This is a genomic window from Acidovorax sp. LjRoot194 (assembly GCF_964253015.1).
Lineage (GTDB): Bacteria > Pseudomonadota > Gammaproteobacteria > Burkholderiales > Burkholderiaceae_C > Acidovorax.
On record NZ_CAXUQB020000001.1, the window covers coordinates 2,935,293 to 2,953,076 of the forward strand.

The 17,784-nt window shown below is 59.3% G+C and carries 14 protein-coding genes; 9 read left to right on the forward strand and 5 right to left on the reverse strand.

Features of this window, described 5'->3' with window-relative positions; all coding sequences use genetic code 11:
• Nucleotides 1–12: 12 nt before the first annotated feature.
• Nucleotides 13–291, forward strand: coding sequence for a metal-sensing transcriptional repressor (locus tag ACSQ3N_RS13205; RefSeq protein WP_436146483.1), 279 nt, complete (start codon nt 13–15; stop codon nt 289–291).
• Between the two features lie 99 nt (nt 292–390).
• On the opposite strand, the gene ACSQ3N_RS13210 is transcribed toward ACSQ3N_RS13205, so the two are convergent.
• Both ACSQ3N_RS13210 and ACSQ3N_RS13215 read right to left on the reverse strand, forming a co-directional pair.
• Nucleotides 391–741 carry a DUF6488 family protein gene (locus ACSQ3N_RS13210; protein WP_436146484.1) on the reverse strand — a complete coding sequence of 117 codons (351 nt, stop codon included), beginning with the start codon at nt 739–741 and terminating at the stop codon, nt 391–393.
• Between the two features lie 29 nt (nt 742–770).
• Entirely contained in the window at nt 771–1,559 is a 789-nt protein-coding gene (locus ACSQ3N_RS13215; protein ID WP_436146485.1) for a HupE/UreJ family protein, read from the reverse strand.
• Between the two features lie 372 nt (nt 1,560–1,931).
• On the opposite strand from ACSQ3N_RS13215, the gene ACSQ3N_RS13220 reads away from it, so the two are divergent.
• Nucleotides 1,932–2,279, forward strand: a complete 348-nt coding sequence (locus ACSQ3N_RS13220; protein ID WP_436146486.1) for a hypothetical protein — start codon at nt 1,932–1,934, stop codon at nt 2,277–2,279.
• Between the two features lie 10 nt (nt 2,280–2,289).
• On the opposite strand, the gene ACSQ3N_RS13225 is transcribed toward ACSQ3N_RS13220, so the two are convergent.
• A complete protein-coding gene (locus tag ACSQ3N_RS13225; protein ID WP_436146487.1) occupies nt 2,290–4,932 on the reverse strand; it encodes a diguanylate cyclase domain-containing protein in 2,643 nt (880 codons plus the stop codon).
• A gap of 785 nt (nt 4,933–5,717) precedes the next feature.
• On the opposite strand from ACSQ3N_RS13225, the gene ACSQ3N_RS13230 reads away from it, so the two are divergent.
• Nucleotides 5,718–7,880: an ATP-binding protein gene (locus tag ACSQ3N_RS13230; protein WP_436146488.1), complete on the forward strand. Its 2,163-nt coding sequence runs from the start codon at nt 5,718–5,720 to the stop codon at nt 7,878–7,880.
• Between the two features lie 40 nt (nt 7,881–7,920).
• Here the strand turns inward: ACSQ3N_RS13230 and ACSQ3N_RS13235 are convergent, their stop codons facing one another.
• Entirely contained in the window at nt 7,921–8,184 is a 264-nt protein-coding gene (locus ACSQ3N_RS13235; protein ID WP_436146489.1) for a hypothetical protein, read from the reverse strand.
• 588 nt (nt 8,185–8,772) lie between these two features.
• Here ACSQ3N_RS13235 and imuA point away from each other — a divergent pair.
• From imuA to ACSQ3N_RS13255, 4 genes are all read left to right on the forward strand, one after another.
• Nucleotides 8,773–9,570 (forward strand): translesion DNA synthesis-associated protein ImuA, encoded by a 798-nt coding sequence (imuA, locus tag ACSQ3N_RS13240; protein ID WP_436146490.1) that lies wholly within the window; start codon nt 8,773–8,775, stop codon nt 9,568–9,570.
• Between the two features lie 106 nt (nt 9,571–9,676).
• Nucleotides 9,677–10,825: a Y-family DNA polymerase gene (locus ACSQ3N_RS13245; RefSeq protein ID WP_436146491.1), complete on the forward strand. Its 1,149-nt coding sequence runs from the start codon at nt 9,677–9,679 to the stop codon at nt 10,823–10,825.
• Between the two features lie 7 nt (nt 10,826–10,832).
• Nucleotides 10,833–13,958 carry an error-prone DNA polymerase gene (locus tag ACSQ3N_RS13250; RefSeq protein WP_436146492.1) on the forward strand — a complete coding sequence of 1,042 codons (3,126 nt, stop codon included), beginning with the start codon at nt 10,833–10,835 and terminating at the stop codon, nt 13,956–13,958.
• A 10-nt stretch (nt 13,959–13,968) separates the two neighbouring features.
• On the forward strand, nt 13,969–14,553 hold the full coding sequence (locus ACSQ3N_RS13255; protein WP_436146493.1) for an alpha-ketoglutarate-dependent dioxygenase AlkB: 585 nt from the start codon (nt 13,969–13,971) through the stop codon (nt 14,551–14,553).
• 130 nt (nt 14,554–14,683) lie between these two features.
• Here the strand turns inward: ACSQ3N_RS13255 and ACSQ3N_RS13260 are convergent, their stop codons facing one another.
• Nucleotides 14,684–15,661, reverse strand: coding sequence for an alpha/beta fold hydrolase (locus ACSQ3N_RS13260; protein WP_436146494.1), 978 nt, complete (start codon nt 15,659–15,661; stop codon nt 14,684–14,686).
• Nucleotides 15,662–15,737: 76 nt separating this feature from the next.
• On the opposite strand from ACSQ3N_RS13260, the gene ACSQ3N_RS13265 reads away from it, so the two are divergent.
• A complete protein-coding gene (locus ACSQ3N_RS13265; RefSeq protein WP_436146495.1) occupies nt 15,738–16,190 on the forward strand; it encodes an RrF2 family transcriptional regulator in 453 nt (150 codons plus the stop codon).
• Nucleotides 16,191–16,272: 82 nt separating this feature from the next.
• A complete protein-coding gene (locus ACSQ3N_RS13270; RefSeq protein ID WP_436146496.1) occupies nt 16,273–17,235 on the forward strand; it encodes an IS5 family transposase in 963 nt (320 codons plus the stop codon).
• Nucleotides 17,236–17,784: the final 549 nt, after the last annotated feature.

Below are 17,784 nucleotides of genomic sequence, written 5' to 3' on the forward strand. Positions count from 1 at the left end.
ATAGGATATGGTATGACAGAAAAACACCTCCATGCCAGTCATCCCGACGTGATCAAGCGCTTGAAGCGAGCCAACGGCCACCTGGCGAATGTCATCGCCATGATCGAGAGCCATCGGCCGTGCAACGAAGTCGCCCAGCAGCTGCACGCTGTGGAACGCGCGATCAGCGCCGCCAAGAAGGTGGTGATCCATGACCATCTCGACAACTGCCTGGATCAGGTCGTGGGCGCAAGCGCCGCTTCCGCGCGAGCATCGATAGCGGAGTTCAAGGATTTGACCAAGTACCTTTGATCCTGCGAAAACGCCTGTCTGATTTCACCCCTGGGGGTGTTTCGGTTCAGGCGTTCCCTGGGACGTGCCCCCGCGTCTGCTGCGGGGGCACGCCAAGCCTTACTGGCCGGTGAAGTTCGATGCAATGTAGTTGCCAGCTGGCGTGAAGAACATGTACAGCGTTGACTTGCTCTTGTCCTGTTCAGCCGGGTTGCTGAACATCACACGCCATTCCTTGCCCTTCTTTCCGTCGACCATCTCGACCTTGTCGTGCTTCACGGCCTGCCATTGTTTGCTCAGCTTGCTGCTGCCCACCAGGGCATCCCTGCGCTGATTGGCGCATCCAACCACGACCGTTTCGGTGGTGGGTTTGTTGCCGTGGAAGTGGCAGCTGCCTCCCTCGGAAGCCAGAGCGGGTGTCGCAAAGTTGAAGCCAGAGATGATGGTTGCGGTGGCGATCAAATATTTCATGGTGATGTCCTTTAGGTTGGTAACGCGGATCAAAGGGTGTTGCGACTGTCGTCAGTCGATTTCTGAATGTCCAAGTCTTCGTGGACGTGCTGGTGCTCGGAGGCGGGGAAGCGGAAACTGTCTGGATCAACGTCATGCTGGTAGCCGTGCAACTGCATGAAGAGCAGGTACACCCCGGCATAGAAGAGACCCAGATTGGCCATGTAGCTGAACCGCTTGAATGACGGTCGATGGCGCCACAGTGCGAGCAAGGCAACCATGGCCGCAAGCGCGGCGATCTGGCCCAACTCCACTCCCAGGTTGAAGCTGAGGATACGAAGCAACATGGAGCCGCTGTCGTCGCCCAGCGGCAACTGCTGCAGGCGCGTTGACAGCCCGAAGCCATGGAGCAGCCCGAACCCGAACACTGCTGCAAGAAGGTTCGGCGACTTGATATCAAAGTGCTTCTGGAACCCGCCGTTGTTGTCGAATGCCTTGTACATCACGCTCAGCGCGATGATGGCGTCGATCAGGTAGTAGTTCCAGGTGATTTTGAAATACGTGGCGAAGATCAGCGTGATGCAGTGCCCTATCGTGAACACGGTAACGAATTTCGCCACGTCCTTGAAGGACGAGAGAAAAAACACCACCCCGAAGAGAAAGAGCAGGTGGTCGTAGCCCGTAAGCATGTGGCTTACACCAAGACCAATGTACTGAAGATAACCACCGTCCAGCATGCGCTGTCGATCCTCCTCCGAGATGCCATGCGCGACGGCCACCAGGGGAATCAGCAGGAGCAAAGCTGGAGAGAGCCGCTTCAACCATAGCGGTAGGTTCATGAAGTGCCTTCCGAAAATATGAGCGAAAAATGCCTCGATGTCGCGCGTAGCAGCGACATCAAATAGGCCAAGCGAACGCAAGCGCAAGCCGGCGCGCTGCGCCTGATGCCATTGGGCTAAGGAGGTAGGAGAGGGAATGGATGAACGATCTAGCGCGCCATTAAGCGCGCCAGACGTTCACGCTCAGGCGAGCGTTGTGGGAGGGCGAAATAGCCCGGCCAAGGAGGGAGGGATGTACCGCTGCAATATGAGCGCGGCAGGACTTGCTGGGGGAAGGCTGGGAACCTTAAACGAGGCACCGGGCAGCAGGCCGGCCGGGGTAATGCCCTCGTCAGCGTGCTCGTGGCTGTCAAGCCCACCAGATGCCTCCAAATGCGCCGAGCGATCATCGTGATGGTGGTGGTCAACATCCTGGGTGTGAACCATCATGTGACCCATCTGATCGGCGCGTTGCTCCACCGCAAATGGAGTGACCATGCCGATGGATTGCCACAAAAGGGCAAATACCAGCAGCAACGATCGCAAACGGTGGGGCATGCGTTTAATTGTAGATCACGGTCTGTGGGGGTCGAGTTCCCCGCTGAACTCAGTAGCGTATTCATCAAAGATCGCACCGTCGAATCCATCAGCCTCGGGCTTGCTGCCCCTGCGCAATTTATCACTTCGAATGCCAGTTCAATGACCGACTGTGCCTCGCCCTGCGTACTCAGTGCGACATGAGCGAGGTCCCTCAGCCCTCTTGTTCTTTGCTGTTCACCAAAACAAATCCATTGCGTCCCGCTGCCTTGGCACGGTACAACGCGAGGTCTGCGCGCTGCATCAGGTGTTCGCCCAAGCCAGGTTCGTCCCTGTCAAAGCTCGCATGAAATGCTACGCCGACGCTTGTGGTGACCCGGATTTCCAAGGATTTGAAGCTGAACAACGGGTCGCCTACCAATGCCACGATTTTCTGGGCCACCTGTGCTGCCCCCGCTTCGTCCAGCGGACTTTCAAGCAGCACCACAAACTCGTCACCTGCCAAGCGAGCGACCGTATCCGTAACTCTGACCCCGTCCCGCAAGCGCCGAGCAAATTCAACGAGTACCTGGTCGCCCACGGCATGCCCAAAGGTGTCATTGATGGACTTGAAGTGATCGACGTCAAGGAACATGAGCGCTAGCGGGCTTCCGGTGCGCTTGGCCCGTGCGATAGACTTTGGCAACGCTTCGTTTAATGCTAGTCGGTTGGGCAACAAAGTTAGCGTGTCTACACGCGCCTGCGCTGCAAGCTCGCGCTCAATGTTTTTGAGCGATGTGATGTTCAGGCTGAGGGCAAACACTCCTTGGCACACTCCGTCACCACCCAGATCCGGTACATAAATGCTGTGGACGTCTCTTGGCACGCCGTCCACTACTCGGTGCGTGTCGAACTCGACTCGTTCACCAGCGTATGCTCGCGCCAACATAGGCGCTCGCGGTTCATAGACCACGTCCCCCACGACCTCCCGGAGAGTCTTGCCGATCATTTCTTCCGGGTTCATGCCGAACCAGTCCTTGAAGGCAGCATTCGCGAAAGCGAAGCGCTCGTCTGTATCCAGATAGGAAACGAGTGCGGGCATGTTGTCCGTAACGCTCCGGAACCGCTTTTCGCTCGCTAGCAAGGCCTCCTCTGCCCGCTTGCGTTCAGTGATATCAATGCTGAGCGAGTAAAAACCATTGACGGTCCCATCGGTGCCACGGTCCGGGATGTAACTGACTTCGTACACGAGATCTGCGGTGCCGACAGCCTCAGACCCGGGATTAACGAAAGTAACTGATTCTCCAGCGAGTGCTCGTCGAATCCATGGGCCGATCAGACCATAGATATTGGGACCACGTACCGCTTCGACTGTGCGGCCGACCAATGTTTCACCTGGATGGCGGCGCATTATGTGTGCGTTGGCGAAGGTGTACTTCTCATCACGATCAATGTACGAAACAAGCGCAGGAACGTTATCTGCGATGCCACGCACGAATCGCTCACCTGCAGCGATGCGCTCAGCCGCTTCCCGTCGCTCGCTGATGTCCCGGATAAAGGCGTTGGCCACGAAATGGTCGCCGGCCCGCAGTGCCCCCACTGATATTTCGATGGGAAAGGTTCGGCCTGTACGATGCAGGGCCTCGATTTCAACGCGAGCGTCGACCAACGGGCCCAGGCCTGTACCCTGGAACGACTGCATCCCCTGCGCATGCCTTTCCCGCATCGCAGGGGGAATAATGAATTGATCTACGAGCTTGCTCAAAACCTCTTCGCGTTTCCAACCAAAAATTAGCTCTGCTTGGTGATTCCACTCCGTTACTCTGCCTTCCGCGTCAAGGCTGACGAAGGCATCACCCGCATGCGCCAAGATACTGCGCAAATGATCGCGGTTCTCGGCCAGCCGACGTTCAGCTTCACCATACTGCACCATGAGCTGCTCGAAGGTGCGTTGCAAATCGCCGATTTCGTCGGGGGAGGCTCTTTCAAGCATAGGCTGGTAGGTGCCTTTGCCTACGCTTGCGAGCATGTGTTGATGAAGCAGCGCCAAGGGCAGCAATTGCCGCTGAGTAAGCAGCAGACTCACTATTCCCACGAGAGTTGCGAGCAGTGCAAGGCCAACCCATACGATCTGCTCGATGGTCTCGATCTGAGCGAAGGCTTCGTCTCGGGGGTAGATCGCCCCCATGATCCAGTTCGTTTGACCTAATTGCTTGAACGCGTAAAGACCGTGCACGCCCACGCGGTTCACACCTTCTGCAGTGCCTTCAAAACCAGCTAGCGAGCGAGCTGTTACGGGGTTGGAGCCACCCTCGTCGTCCGTGTGTTTGAGTATGCGCGACTTGCGGGGACTGGAAATCACGATGCCCTCGGTATTCGTGATGAACATGTACCCGGTTTTGCCGAACTTCACATCCGCAAGTTCGCCCAAAAAATTGGGCTCGTTGAGGTTGATCTGGGCGGTGATCAAGCTCACCATGCGGCCGGCTTGATCAAAAACCGGTTCAGTCATGATCACTTGCGGCAGCCCATTGGCTCTGTTGCGCAATGGCTGGGAAATCACACCTTTGCCGGTTCGCACGGTATCGCGGAAGTACTCCCGGTCTGAAAGATTAAGGCGACCGATTGCGGAGGTGCTGTTGAAATTGGCGGTCAGCTCTCCTCGCATGTCAACAATGGAAATGTTGTCAAAAAATGCCTTGAGCGCTGAGTGCTGTGAAACGAAGGCCTGCAGGGCCAGATCATTAGCGGGTTTGTACGCCTCAAGTCCATCTGCGAAGCTTTTGAGCAGCACCCGTCGGCTTATAAATTTCTGATCCATCGCGTTTGCGATGGCAGTGATGCGTGCGAACTGCTCCTCTGCGATGGCGGTTTTCATGCTGCCCCTCACAAAGTGGAGGGATGTGGAGACAACAGCAACGGTCGTACTCACAACAAGCGCGGCGACGATGAAGGCGACCCGTGTTCGTAAACTTGAACGAAGCCAGGAGAGGGGGTTGCGTAGCGTCGGCACAGAGAATTGTTTCAGACGGGATTGAATGGACCGAACTTGAACTGCTGCCACTTTGCCCTCTGACACATGTCTTCTCAAGAAGACTGGGCGTGCACAAACTGTCCGGGGATGGTACAAGGTCCGGGCTTGGAATGCTGCAGCGACGCTTCGCGGACATCCACTGTTGACGCCGCGACGCCAAGCACGCAAATTCAGCCACTTGTGCGTCCATGCCGAGCTGCTTTGAAGTGGTCAGGCAACACACTACCTGCAATGTCCAACAGCCACTCCCGTCCCTTGAACCGCTGCGGCGTTTGCGGCGCCGCTAGCTACCGCCCGGTGGTCGAGCGCGACGCTGTCGGCGCGATGCGCAATTCCAACCGGCTAATGTGCTCGGGGTGTTCTCGCGATTTCGCAGACTTGGCGGCCTGGCGCGCAGGTTCGAAGGATGGCACTACGCCGTCGTCTTCCGCTTCATGAGCGCACTCGATGACTCGATCCCTATTTCTCGCAAAGATTTTCGAAACCGATTCGAACAGAGCGATCTAGCTCGGCGACTCACGGTGCGTGGTCGTGGTGACAGCAACCCGCCTGAATGTCGACGGCCAGCATCTGGGCATGCCGCGTAAGCCTCTACGATATGCTTTGCCACCAACCTAGTTCAAATCAACATGACGGCCGATACCACGTTCCCCCCAAGAGGTCTGCCGGGTGCTATGGCTCAAAGCGTTGCCAGCTTTCCTTGGGGCACGCATACCCTGGGGCCTCCCGAACAATGGCCGCTGAGTCTCAAGAATGCGGTGGTACTTCTTTTGGAATGCAAGCTTCCGATGTACTTGGCGTGGGGACCTGACTTAACTCAGTTCTACAACGATGCGTACCGGCCAATTCTGGGCAACAAGCACGCAAGCGCCCTCGGTGGCTCCGCGCGTACAACATGGAGCGAGATCTGGACCACCATAGGTCCGATGTGGGAGCAGGTTTTGAACGGCGAATTAATCGGGTTCAACGACTACAAGTTGACCATTGATCGGTATGGTTTTCCGGAAGATTGCTACTTCAATTTTTCGTACAGCCCCGTTCGTGATGACGCTGGCGTGCCGAAGGGCGTGCTGGTAACTTTCGCTGAGACAACTACCAATGTGTTGAGCGAACGCCGATTTCGCTTTCTGGACGAACTTGCCCAACTGACCAGAACACAAAGCGAGCCGGCAGAGGTGATGGGAACCACCGCCGCAATGCTGGGCGAGTACCTTCAGGTCAACCGGTGTGCTTACGCTCACGTGCTCGACGATCAGAACACGTTTGATTTGATTGGCGACTACAACTATGGCGTAGCGAGCATCGTCGGAAGGTACAAGTTTTCTGATTTTGGGGACCTCGTAAGCGAGTTGATGATCGCTAACGAACCCTACGTCAATCAGGATGTAGACACGAATCCGATCACCAAGGATATTGACCTATCCGCTTACAGACTGACGTCCATCCAGGCTGTCATATGCGTTCCGCTCCATAAAAAGGGAAAATTCGTGGCGGCTATGGCGGTTCATCAGACGACTCCGCGCAATTGGACCTCCGAGGAAATCACACTTGTGAGGACGGTCGTAGACCGATGCTGGGAGTCGCTGGAACGCCTCCGGGCTGAGAGCGATCGCGCCCAGCTACTTGAGAGCGAACGTGCAGCACGTAGTGAGGCAGAGCGGGCAAATTCGTTCAAGGACAGCTTTTTGGCCACGCTTTCGCATGAGCTGCGTACTCCACTGAGCGCGATCACGGGCTGGGTGCATATTCTGAGAAAGAAGTACGGCTCAGAGCTCCCTGAACTGTCCAAAGGTATCGACGTGATCGAGCGCAGCACGCGCACGCAGGCACGGTTGATTGGCGATCTGCTGGACATGAGCAGAATCAGCTCTGGCAAGCTGAAGCTGGACTCAAAGCCCGTCGATCTGGGACTGTGCGTTCAATCCGCCTACGACTCCATGGCCCCGAACGCGCACGCTGCGGGCCTTGCTTTCAGTGCTGATATCGCGTCAGACGTGACAGTGTTGGGCGACTCGGATCGCCTCCAGCAAGTGGTTTCCAACCTGCTCACCAACGCCGTGAAGTTCACCCCACGGGGAGGTGATGTAACTCTTCGCCTATTTAAGGTCGATTCCAGTGCGGTGGTGACTGTCGCGGACACAGGGATTGGCATCGCTCAGGATTTCCTGCCGCATGTGTTCAAGAGGTTTCGGCAGGCAGACGGCTCTATCACCCGAAGCTACGGCGGACTTGGTTTAGGCCTATCGATCGTCAACCATCTTGCAGGTCTGCACGGAGGAAGCGTCGAGGTAGAAAGCTTAGGGGCCGGAAAAGGTGCCACCTTTCGGATTACTTTACCGCTTCTCGATGCGCACGCTGAAACTACGTCTCTGCCAGCCAGAATCGCACACACCGACCGCGCTGGCGCTTCTCTCGCCGGACGAAAGGTCTTGGTCGTAGACGATGATCCCGATAGCTGTGATCTCTTGCGGCGGGTCCTTGAAGAGTGCGGTGCCCAGGTTTACACCGCTCAGGATGCATATGCAGGGATCAAGGCGATCGAGGCATGCGGACCAGACATCGTCTGTTCGGACATCGGAATGCCTGGCATGGACGGCTATGAATTTGTCCGCTGGCTGCGCAATCGCCCAGCAGAGCGCGGAGGGCTGACCCCCGCGATCGCCATGACGGCATTTGCCCGGCCGGAGGACAAAGAGCGCTCGCTCGCCTCTGGATTCGACGCGCATCTTTCCAAACCGTTTGAGCCTGCAAAGGTTGTTACTGCCATCGAAGAGCTAGTCATTCGCCGCTAGCTATCGCTCCGTTCGGTCCGCCGAAATGCAGTCATAAAGTTCACCGCCTACCGCTGGCTTTCAACTCGCGCAGTAGTTCGTTAGATCGCTCGAGGGCTTGCGCTGTCTCAGCCAATTGCTGGCTAAGTTCGTCTGTGCGATCAACTGCGGCAACAAGGTCAGTAGTGGCTTGCGGCGCGGGAAGCTGCGTGCTGAGAACAGCATGCACCACCTCCAACTCATTGGAAACAGTTTTGATCTGTTCAGCAGCTTCGGCGTTCTGGTTCAGAACGTCGGTAATGACGGAGTTGCTGGCTGTATTCACGATGTGCTTTCGAAGCGTTGGCGAGTACAAGACTGTGTATGTCTGAGGGACGCATGGGCTTGCTACTTCACTAGCGCTCGAGCGAGCACCCAATCGAAGGCAGGAAAACCTCGCGATCACCGAGCTTAGGGTGTCCGATCCATCCCCTCAGCACTATTTTCTTCGGAGACATTCAACTAGCCACAAAATTCTTTTCCGGATCAGTGCATCCAGAGGTTAACAAGCGCGCAGTTCGGATTGCGTGATGGGGGGTCGTCCAGCCGTCAGGTGGGGCATGGAAGCAGCGCTGTAACGGTAGAGATGCCTCTAGCTGGTGCGCCCAGGAACGACAGACGCGCGCACGCAGCGCACGACCACTTCAGTAAAGGCGGCTCCGCTCACGATGCTAGCCGTCAAAAAATAGGTGACTAGTTCTGAGGTCTATTAACTCGCTTTCGATGCCGGCCCATGTCTCATGGCCCGTTGTTGCTAGCAAATTCGAGTGGTCGGCCGCCGCGTGATGGCACCAATCCGCCGGTTGCTGGAAGTGCAGACATATACTGTCATTTCATACAGTATTTGAGCAGCTCATGCCTTAGGTTTCAGTCCATGCCAGTGCCCGCAATCTCCAGCCCAGACGTCTTTGACACAGGTGTCCTCCCACGCCATGTGGCGGAGGCTGTATGGCGTGGCTCGGAGTTGGGCGATGCTGTCTCGCGCACGGTTTCCTCAGGCTTTCCTGAGCTGGACAGTGAGCTCCCAGGCGGTGGCTGGCCTACTCACAGCTTGACCGAATTGCTCATGCCGCAGGCGGCGCTGTGCGAATGGCGCCTCCTCGGCCCTGCCCTCCCCTCTCTCATGACTTCGGGTGGCCGGGTGTACCTGATCGCCCCACCCAAGCAGCCACATGCTGGCGGCCTGGAGCAACTGGGCTTGTCTGCGGACCAGGTGGTGTGGGTCCATGCATCGACGCCGGTGGACCGTCTCTGGGTGACGGAGCAGATCGTCAAGTCAGACCCTGCCGGTGCCGTGTTGTCCTGGCTGCCTCAGGCTCGCCCGGAGCAGATCCGGCGCCTGCAGATTCACGCCCAGTCCTGCGACGCACCGGTGTTTCTGTTCCGCCCTGCTGCCGCCTTGAACGACACCTCTCCAGCGCCGCTGCGCGTTGCCGTGGCGCTGGCCAAGGGCTGGGAGCTGGAGATCCGCATCCCCAAACGCAGAGGAGCCTCGCTCGACGACGCCCTCTATCTGGCAGCGATGCCAGAAAACCTGGAGTCGGTGCTTCCACCCCGGCTCAAGACCGTGCCGGCACGTTCTGCTGCGCTCTCACGCGAGGAGGCCTCCGATGCACGGGCATTGGGCCGCGTTGCTCCCCACTCCACTACCAGCCAGCCCGTCTCCCATTGATGCAACATCGCTCGGAATCTGGGCCCTGCAGTACACGCCACGCGTCGCACTGCTCGAAGATTCCGTCGTCGCTGAAGTATCGGGAAGTGCGCGCCTGTTTGGCGGCATGGAGGCCCTACACGGGTTCATCGAGGCCGGTGCTGCGGAGCTGGGTGCCCGCATAGCCTGGGCGCCCACGGGGACCTCTGCGCTGGCCCTGGTACGCCAAGCTGCATCCGAAGTGCCCTTGGATGGTTTTCAGCTTCCGCTGGCCAAGATGCTGGATCCTCTGCCGCTGGAAGCGATCGCGGCCGTGGGCCTGCACCAGCCGACCTTGGCCCGCGTCGGCTGCCGCACCCTGGGCGATGTACGCAACCTGCCGCGCGGCGGCCTGAGCCGGCGTTTTGACAAGGAGTTGCTCGTGGCGTTGGACCAGGCCTACGGCTTGCGGCCCGAAGTCTACGAGTGGCTCACGCTGCCGGAGAGTTTTCATGTGCGGTTGGAGCTGATGTCGCGGGTGGAAACCGCGCCCGCACTGCTCTTTGGAGCGCGGCGGCTACTGGTGCAGATGGCGGGCTGGCTCGCCGCGCGCCGTATGGGCGCCACCGCTTTCACCCTGCGCTGGTGCCACGATGTCATGCGTGCCAAGGACGCCGGCACCGGCGGGGAACTCACCGTTCGCACCGCGCAACCCACGCAAAACGTGGAGCATTTCGCGCGGCTGCTGGCCGAGCACCTGGCCAAGGTCACGCTCGCAGCGCCCGCTGGCGACATCGAGCTGCTCGCCACCGAGGTCCTGCCCATCGTGGAAGAAAGCCGCTCGCTGATCCCCGAGACTTTGCGCAAGAGTGGCAGCACGGATCTCGCGCTGGAGCGTATCCAGGCGCGGCTCGGCGATGCCTGCGTGCGTCGGCCCACGATGTCCGCAGACCACCGTCTAGAGTGGATGCAGAGTTGGCAGTGCGAGGCCCAGAAGAAAAAAGCGGAGCCTCCCTACGAATTGCCTTTGCCCAGCTGGGTGCTGGATGAACCGCTGCGCCTCATCGAGCGCGACAACCGGCCGCACTACCAAGGCCCGCTGCAGCTGCTGCTGGGTCCGGACCGGATCGAAGGCGGCTGGTGGCACCGCAGCAGCGAAGACGCCGATGCCCGGCCCCTGAACGTGCAGCGCGACTACTGGCTGGCGCTAAGCCCGCATGCTGGTGTGCTGTGGGTGTTCCAGCAGCGTCTGGCGCGGGACCAGACCGCCTGGTTCCTGCACGGGCATTTCGCGTGAGGCGGGCATGCTGATCCGTCCGTCCCGATCACTGCCGGACTACGTCGAGTTGCGCTGCGTTTCAAACTTCACGTTCTTGAGAGGTGCAAGTGCGCCTGACGAACTGGTGGAGCGTGCCAAGGAACTGGGCTACCAGGGCCTGGCCATCACGGACGAGTGCTCGATGGCAGGTGTGGTGCGGGCCCACGTGGCGGCCAAGGCTGCGGGCCTGCCGCTGCTACTGGGCTCCCAGTTCTGCATCCAGCCGCGGGACGCATCGGAGGCCGCTTTCACGCTGGTGGTGCTGGCTCAGATTCTCAACGGCTACGGCAACCTGTGTGCCTTCATCACCAAATTGCGGCGCTCGTCCGAGAAAGGCACCTACCACCTCACGCTGGACCACCTCAGCGGCACCGAGCTGGAGGACTGCGTGGTCCTGTTGTGCCCCGACCGCAAAGCCACGGATGCGCAGTTGGCGGCCGCTGGACTCTGGACCCTGCATCAGTTCACGGGGCGGTGCTGGATCGGAGTGGACCAGGTGCGACGGCTTGACGATGAGCTCTGGCTGCACCGAATGCGCCAGCTGTCCGAGCTCACGGCGCTGCCGCTGGTGGCTGTGGGTGACGTCCACATGCATGTGCGCTCGCGCAAGCCGCTGCAGGACGTGCTCACGGCCACGCGCGTGGGCAAGCCGCTCACCGAGTGCGGCCATGCATTGCAGCGCAGCGCGGAGCAGCACCTGCGCACCCGGTTGCGTCTGGCGCAGACGTTCCCGGCCGAGCTGCTGGCCGAGACGCTGCAGGTGGCGGCGCGGTGCAGTTTCAGCCTGGACGAGTTGAAGTACCAGTACCCGGACGAGGTGGTCCCTGCGGGACTAACGGCGGCGGGCTATCTGCGCCAGGTCACCTACGAAGGCGCAGGACGGCGCTGGCCTGCCGGCATACCGGCGAAGGTGCAGGGGCAGATCGAGCACGAGCTGTCGTTGATTTGCGAGTTGCACTATGAGCACTATTTTCTGACCGTCTACGACATCGTGGCTTTTGCGCGCTCGCGGCACATCCTCTGCCAGGGGCGCGGCTCGGCGGCCAACAGCGTGGTCTGCTACTGCCTGGGAATCACTGAGGTCGACCCAGCGCGCATGTCGGTGCTCTTCGAGCGCTTCATTTCCAAGGAGCGCAACGAGCCACCGGACATCGACATCGACTTCGAGCACCAGCGCCGTGAAGAGGTGATCCAGTACCTGTACCAGAAGTACGGCAGGGACCGGGCCGCACTCACAGCCACGGTGATCAGCTACCGGCCGAAGTCGGCGATTCGGGACGTGGGTAAGGCGCTGGGGTTCGACCTGGAGACGGTGGACGCGATCGCCAAGGGCCAGCAGTGGTTCGATGGCGCGGATGTGCGGCTCGAGCGGTTTGATGAACTGGGCATGTCCACCGAGAACCTGCAGGTGCGCCAGCTCATCGTGCTGACCAGCCAGCTGATTGGGTTTCCGCGGCACCTGTCTCAGCACACGGGTGGTTTCGTGCTCACGAAGGATCTGCTGTGCCGCATGGTGCCGGTGGAGAACGCCTCCATGCCCGATCGCACAGTGATCGAATGGGACAAGGACGACCTGGATGCAGCAGGCCTTCTGAAGGTCGATGTGCTGGCGCTAGGCATGCTGTCCGCGATCCGGCGAGCGCTGGACATGATCAGCGACCGGCGCGGCTACCAGTTCGGCATGCAGGACATTCCGGCAGAGGATCCGGAGACCTATGACATGGTCTGCAAGGCGGACACCATCGGCGTGTTCCAGATCGAGAGCCGCGCGCAGATGAGCATGCTGCCGCGGCTCAGGCCACGTTGCTTCTACGACCTGGTGATTGAGGTGGCCATCGTGCGACCGGGTCCCATCCAGGGCGGCATGGTCCATCCCTACCTCAACCGGCGCCAGGGCAAGGAGCCGGTGACCTATCCGAGCGAAGCCCTCAAGACGGCGCTGGGCCGCACCCTCGGTGTTCCTGTGTTTCAGGAACAGGTGATGCAGATCTCCATCCTGGCGGCGGGATTCACACCGGGCGAAGCCGATGGCCTGCGCAGGGCCATGGCTGCCTGGAAGCGCAAGGGGGGACTGGGCAAGTACTACAACAAGATCGTGGACGGCATGACCTCGCGGGGGTACGAGCGGGCGTTCGCTGAACAGATCTTCGAGCAGATCAAAGGGTTCTCGGAATACGGATTCCCGGAGAGCCATGCAGCCAGCTTCGCGTTGCTGGTCTATGCCTCGTGCTGGATCAAGCGGCACGAGCCTGCGGCATTCCTGGCTGCGCTGCTCAACAGCCAGCCCATGGGTTTCTACAGCCCAAGCCAGCTGGTGCAGGATGCCCGGCGCCATAAAGTAGAAGTGCGGCCGGTAGATGTGATGTACAGCGATGCGGAAACCTCGCTAGAAGATTTGCCCAACACACCAGCCGTGCGCCTGGGCCTCCACATGATCGGCGGCTTGAAAGCAGCAAGCGCGGAGCGCATCATGGCCGCAAGACGTCGAGGGCCATTCGACAACGCCGAAGAACTTGCCAGAAGAGCCGGGCTCGAACAGCACGAGATGAAGCTTCTGGCCGCAGCTGGCGCACTGGCCACGTTATCGGGCCACAGACGCCAGCAGGTCTGGGATGCGGCAGCGCTGCATGCCCCGCCGGCGCTGCTGCAGGAAGCACCAGTGGACGAAGAGTTTCTGGAACTGCCAGCGCCACCGGAAGGCGAGGATGTAGTCTGGGACTACGCGTCCATCGGCCTCACACTGCGCAGCCACCCCATGGCACTGCTGCGCAAGAAGCTCGACAAGTACAAGCTCAAAACGTCCGAGGAACTGCGACGCGTGCCCAACGGGCGCATCGTTCGCACGGCCGGCATCGTGACGCTGCGGCAGCAGCCGGAGACGGCCAAGGGGACCATCTTCGTGTCACTGGAGGATGAGCACGGCTCGACGCAGGTGATCTGCTGGCGCCACATCAAGGAGGCGCAGCGGGAGGTCTTATTGGGCTCAAGGCTGATGGCGGTCAAAGGACGCTGGCAGCGTGAGGGAGAGGTGTGCAACCTGATTGCGGACAGGCTGGCGGATCTGTCGCCCATGCTGGGGCGCCTGGCGACAGAAAGCCGGGACTTCAAATGAAGGGACAGCGATGACGCAGGCGACGTTATTTGGTGATGCTCCTGTCGAGGCTTCCATCCAGGGTTTGGTGTATCAGCCAGATTTCTTGAGCAGTTCAGAGGAGCAGGAGTTGATCGAAGTCATCAAAACGCTGCCGCTGCATGCGGCACGGTACAAGCAGTACTTGGCCCGAAGGCGTGTAGTGAGTTTTGGTGGCTCGTATGACTTCGACGCAAACCGGCTGATGCCAACGGCACAATTGGACGAGCGATTCCTGGTGCTGAGGGATCGCGTGGCGCAGTGGTTGGATGTTCCAGATCAAGAGCTAGTTCATGCGCTAGTTGCTGAGTACGCACCAGGCACGCCTCTCGGCTGGCATCGCGATGTTCCGGACTTCGAGACCATTGTTGGCGTGTCATTTGGTGGGTATGCTTCGCTCCGCCTACGGCCGTATGAGAATGCACCTGCAGCGAACAAGATCGTGAACCTCAACGTGGCTCCGAGATCTATCTACAAGCTGGCACACGAGGCCCGATGGGCGTGGCAGCACTGTGTAGCTCCGACGACGGAGTTGAGATGGTCGATCACATTCAGGACCAGACGCGGAAAGATTTAGAGAGCCTTTGCGTGGCCGTAGAGCGGTGTTAGGATGTCTGGTTGGCATCTTCGCTCAAGCGGATCTCCATGGACCGGTTTCTCCACACGCGAAACAGGTTTAATGTTCCGTACACAACGTGTGCAGTCCGTCAAAGGCTTTGCAGAAAGCTTATCAGTGCGGCATTGACTTGCGCGGGTGCCTCTTGTTGCAGCCAGTGCCCGGCTTTGGGAACGACTATCGAGCCCCTCAGATGCGGAACGAGCTCAGGCATGGACTTGATGATTTGATCCATGCCAGGAATCGCGAGACCCGTATCACGTTCACCGATTAGAAAAAGGGCCGGCACTTGAACCTGCTGTCCGTTCAGGCCTGCCTGCAGTTCCCAGTTGCGGTCCAAGTTTCGGTAGTAGTTGAGGCCACCCCGAAAGCCACTTGAGTTAAAACTCGAGACGATTAGTTCAAGGTCTGTTGGGCTGAGCCAGTCGGGCATTACCTCAGGGTCTGGAAGAGCATCAAGCAGCCCCCCGTCGCGCGCCACCATGCCAAAAGGGTTGGGCGTATTCGGATCGTCCCGTGGCCCGGCATTGCCCGAGGCCGCAAAATAGATCTTGCGTAGGGTGGCCTCCGCATCCCGCTCGAATTCCTTTTCTGCCAACCCTGGTTCGCAAAAATAATGAGTGTAGAAAATGGCGCTATTCGTCTTCGGAAACAGGCTGCTCGGTCTTGTCGGTGCCCTACCCATCATCGGAACACCCAGGCCGACTACAGCCCGAAAGAGATCCGGACGAAGCTGGGCGGCTTGCCATGCCACGGTCCCCCCCCAGTCGCCCCCCACAATGACCGCACTGGACTCATTCAGGACACCAAGCAAAGCGACAAGATCACCTACTATGTCAAACACGGAGTACGCGCTCGATTCGCTAGGACTGTCACTGCCACCGTATCCGCGCATGTCAACCGCTACGGCCCTGTAGCCTGCTCTGGCAAGCGCTGCAAGCTGATGTCGCCAAGCGTGGGAGGTCTCAGGAAAGCCATGGCACAAAAGCACAAGCGGTCCTTCGCCTTGTTCGGCGACTCTGAACATCAGACCGTTGGCATTCAGGCGGTGGTGTTTGAGGTCATGCATGATGAAAATGATTCCAGTTCTTTACTGGATGCAGAATACCGTAACTAACACTGTTACGCAAACATAAATCACATCAATGGCTAACGACACTCGCTTAGCGCGCCTGTTGCATGTGCTCGTTCACATGCACTTGCGCGGTGGGACTACCACCTCTGAAACCCTGGCACAGATGCTGCACACAAATCCGGTCGTGGTACGCCGGACCATGGCTTCGCTGCGTGCCGCGGGATTGGTGGCGTCCACAGGCGGGCGCAATGGAGGCTGGTGTCTTGGCCGCACTTTAGAGTGCATCACAGCGAAAGACGTTTATGACGCCATCGGGCATGCAGATGTTTTCGCGATCGGTCCATCCAAAGACAATCCTCAATGTCCAGTCGAACGGCTTGTCAACGAACTTGTAGTCGATGGTTTAAAGGACGCGGAGGAGGCGCTACTTAATCGACTGGGGCAGCGTTCGCTCTATGACCTAGCGTTGCCGATAGCGCCGATGGGACTCGGAATGACCAACAAGACTTCGCACGCTAGCTAGGCTAGTTGGCGTCATCCCGGAGGCCGACCTAAGGCAACGCTGAACAAGTGCCATCTGGCACGCGTCCTGCATCGAGCTTCGCATGAAGCAACAAAGCCTAGCCGTGGCAGCCGATGACGGCGCCGGATTCGAGCAATACCGCCGCCCCACCAGACGCGATGTGTTCCTAGCGACGATGGACGAGATCGTTCCGTGGCAGGAGTTGTGTGCGGTCATAGAGCCTTACTACCCCAAGCCGGGCAACGGACGCCCGCCCGTGGGACTTGAGCGCATGCTGCGCATGTACTTTGTGCAGCATTGGTTCAACCTGGCTGACCAAGCCTGTGAGGAAGCGCTGCTGGACAGCATGGCACTGCGGCGCTTCGTGGGCATCGACCTGGGTCATGAGCGGGTACCCGACGGCACAACGCTGCTGAAGTTCCGGCGCCTGCTGGACACACATGAGCTGGGCAAGCAACTGTTCGCTGCGGTCGGTCAGGTTCTTCAGGCTCGGGGCATGAAGGTAGGTACGGGAACCATCGTGGATGCCACCATCATTGGCGCGCCCAGCTCGACCAAGAACCAAGACAAGGCGCGCGACCCTCAGATGCACCAAACGCGCAAAGGCCAGCAATGGTATTTCGGCATGAAGATGCACATTGGCGTGGACAGCCGCACGGGGCTGGCCCATAGCGTGGTTGTCACTGCAGCCAACATCCTTGACAAACATCCGCTATCCGACTTGCTGCATGGCAACGAGCAGCGCGTATATGGTGACAGCGCTTATGCCAGCCAGAAGGCGCTGATCGGCTCGAAGGCGCCGCGAGCCAAGGACTTCACCAACCAGCGCGTGCGCAAAGGCGGTGAGATGCAAGAAGTGCAACGCGCCAAGAATCGCAACAAGTCCAGGGTGCGCGCCCGTGTGGAGCACGTGTTTGCCGTGGTCAAGAGGCTATGGGGCTTTGGCAAAGTGCGCTACCGAGGTCTGGCCAAGAATGCCACGCGGGCATTCGTAGCATTGGGCTTGGCCAACATTTACCTGGCGCGCCAGCGCCTGATGGGATGAGTGCGCGCGCAGCGGGTGTACAGCCTGACTGCAAGGCTCAAGCGGGCCGCATTTGACTGTAAATAGCAAGGCTGGACATTGCCGATCTCGTCATCGGCAATGTCTTGTCGTTGCAGACAATCGGTTTGATGAAATTGGCAGCTTGTTCAGCGTTGCCCTAACGATGTTCCAGAGGGGCATTCCACAACTCCGACGGGTCGCTTGCAAGCATTCTGTGCGAGGAGGATAATTCGCCTCTATGAAAATTCTCACCAACGTGATCAAGGCATCGTTCGCCAGCTAGTTGCGCCCCTCGATCGCGTGTCGGAGGGCTTTGCGCCTTCCGGTCCAGGAAACCCCGGCAGGTCCATCCCTCCGGGGTTTTTTGTTTTCAGATCCATCCACACCCTCACCAACCTATGCGTACGTACGACAAGTTGATCGCCACGATTCCCGACCGCCGGAGCTTGAGTTCCGTGCGCCCGGGCTCCGGCGACAGCACAACTTCCCATCGACGCTAGCCATCAGGCGAATCCATCGCCTGGGCTGGCGCAATGCCAACCAGGCGGC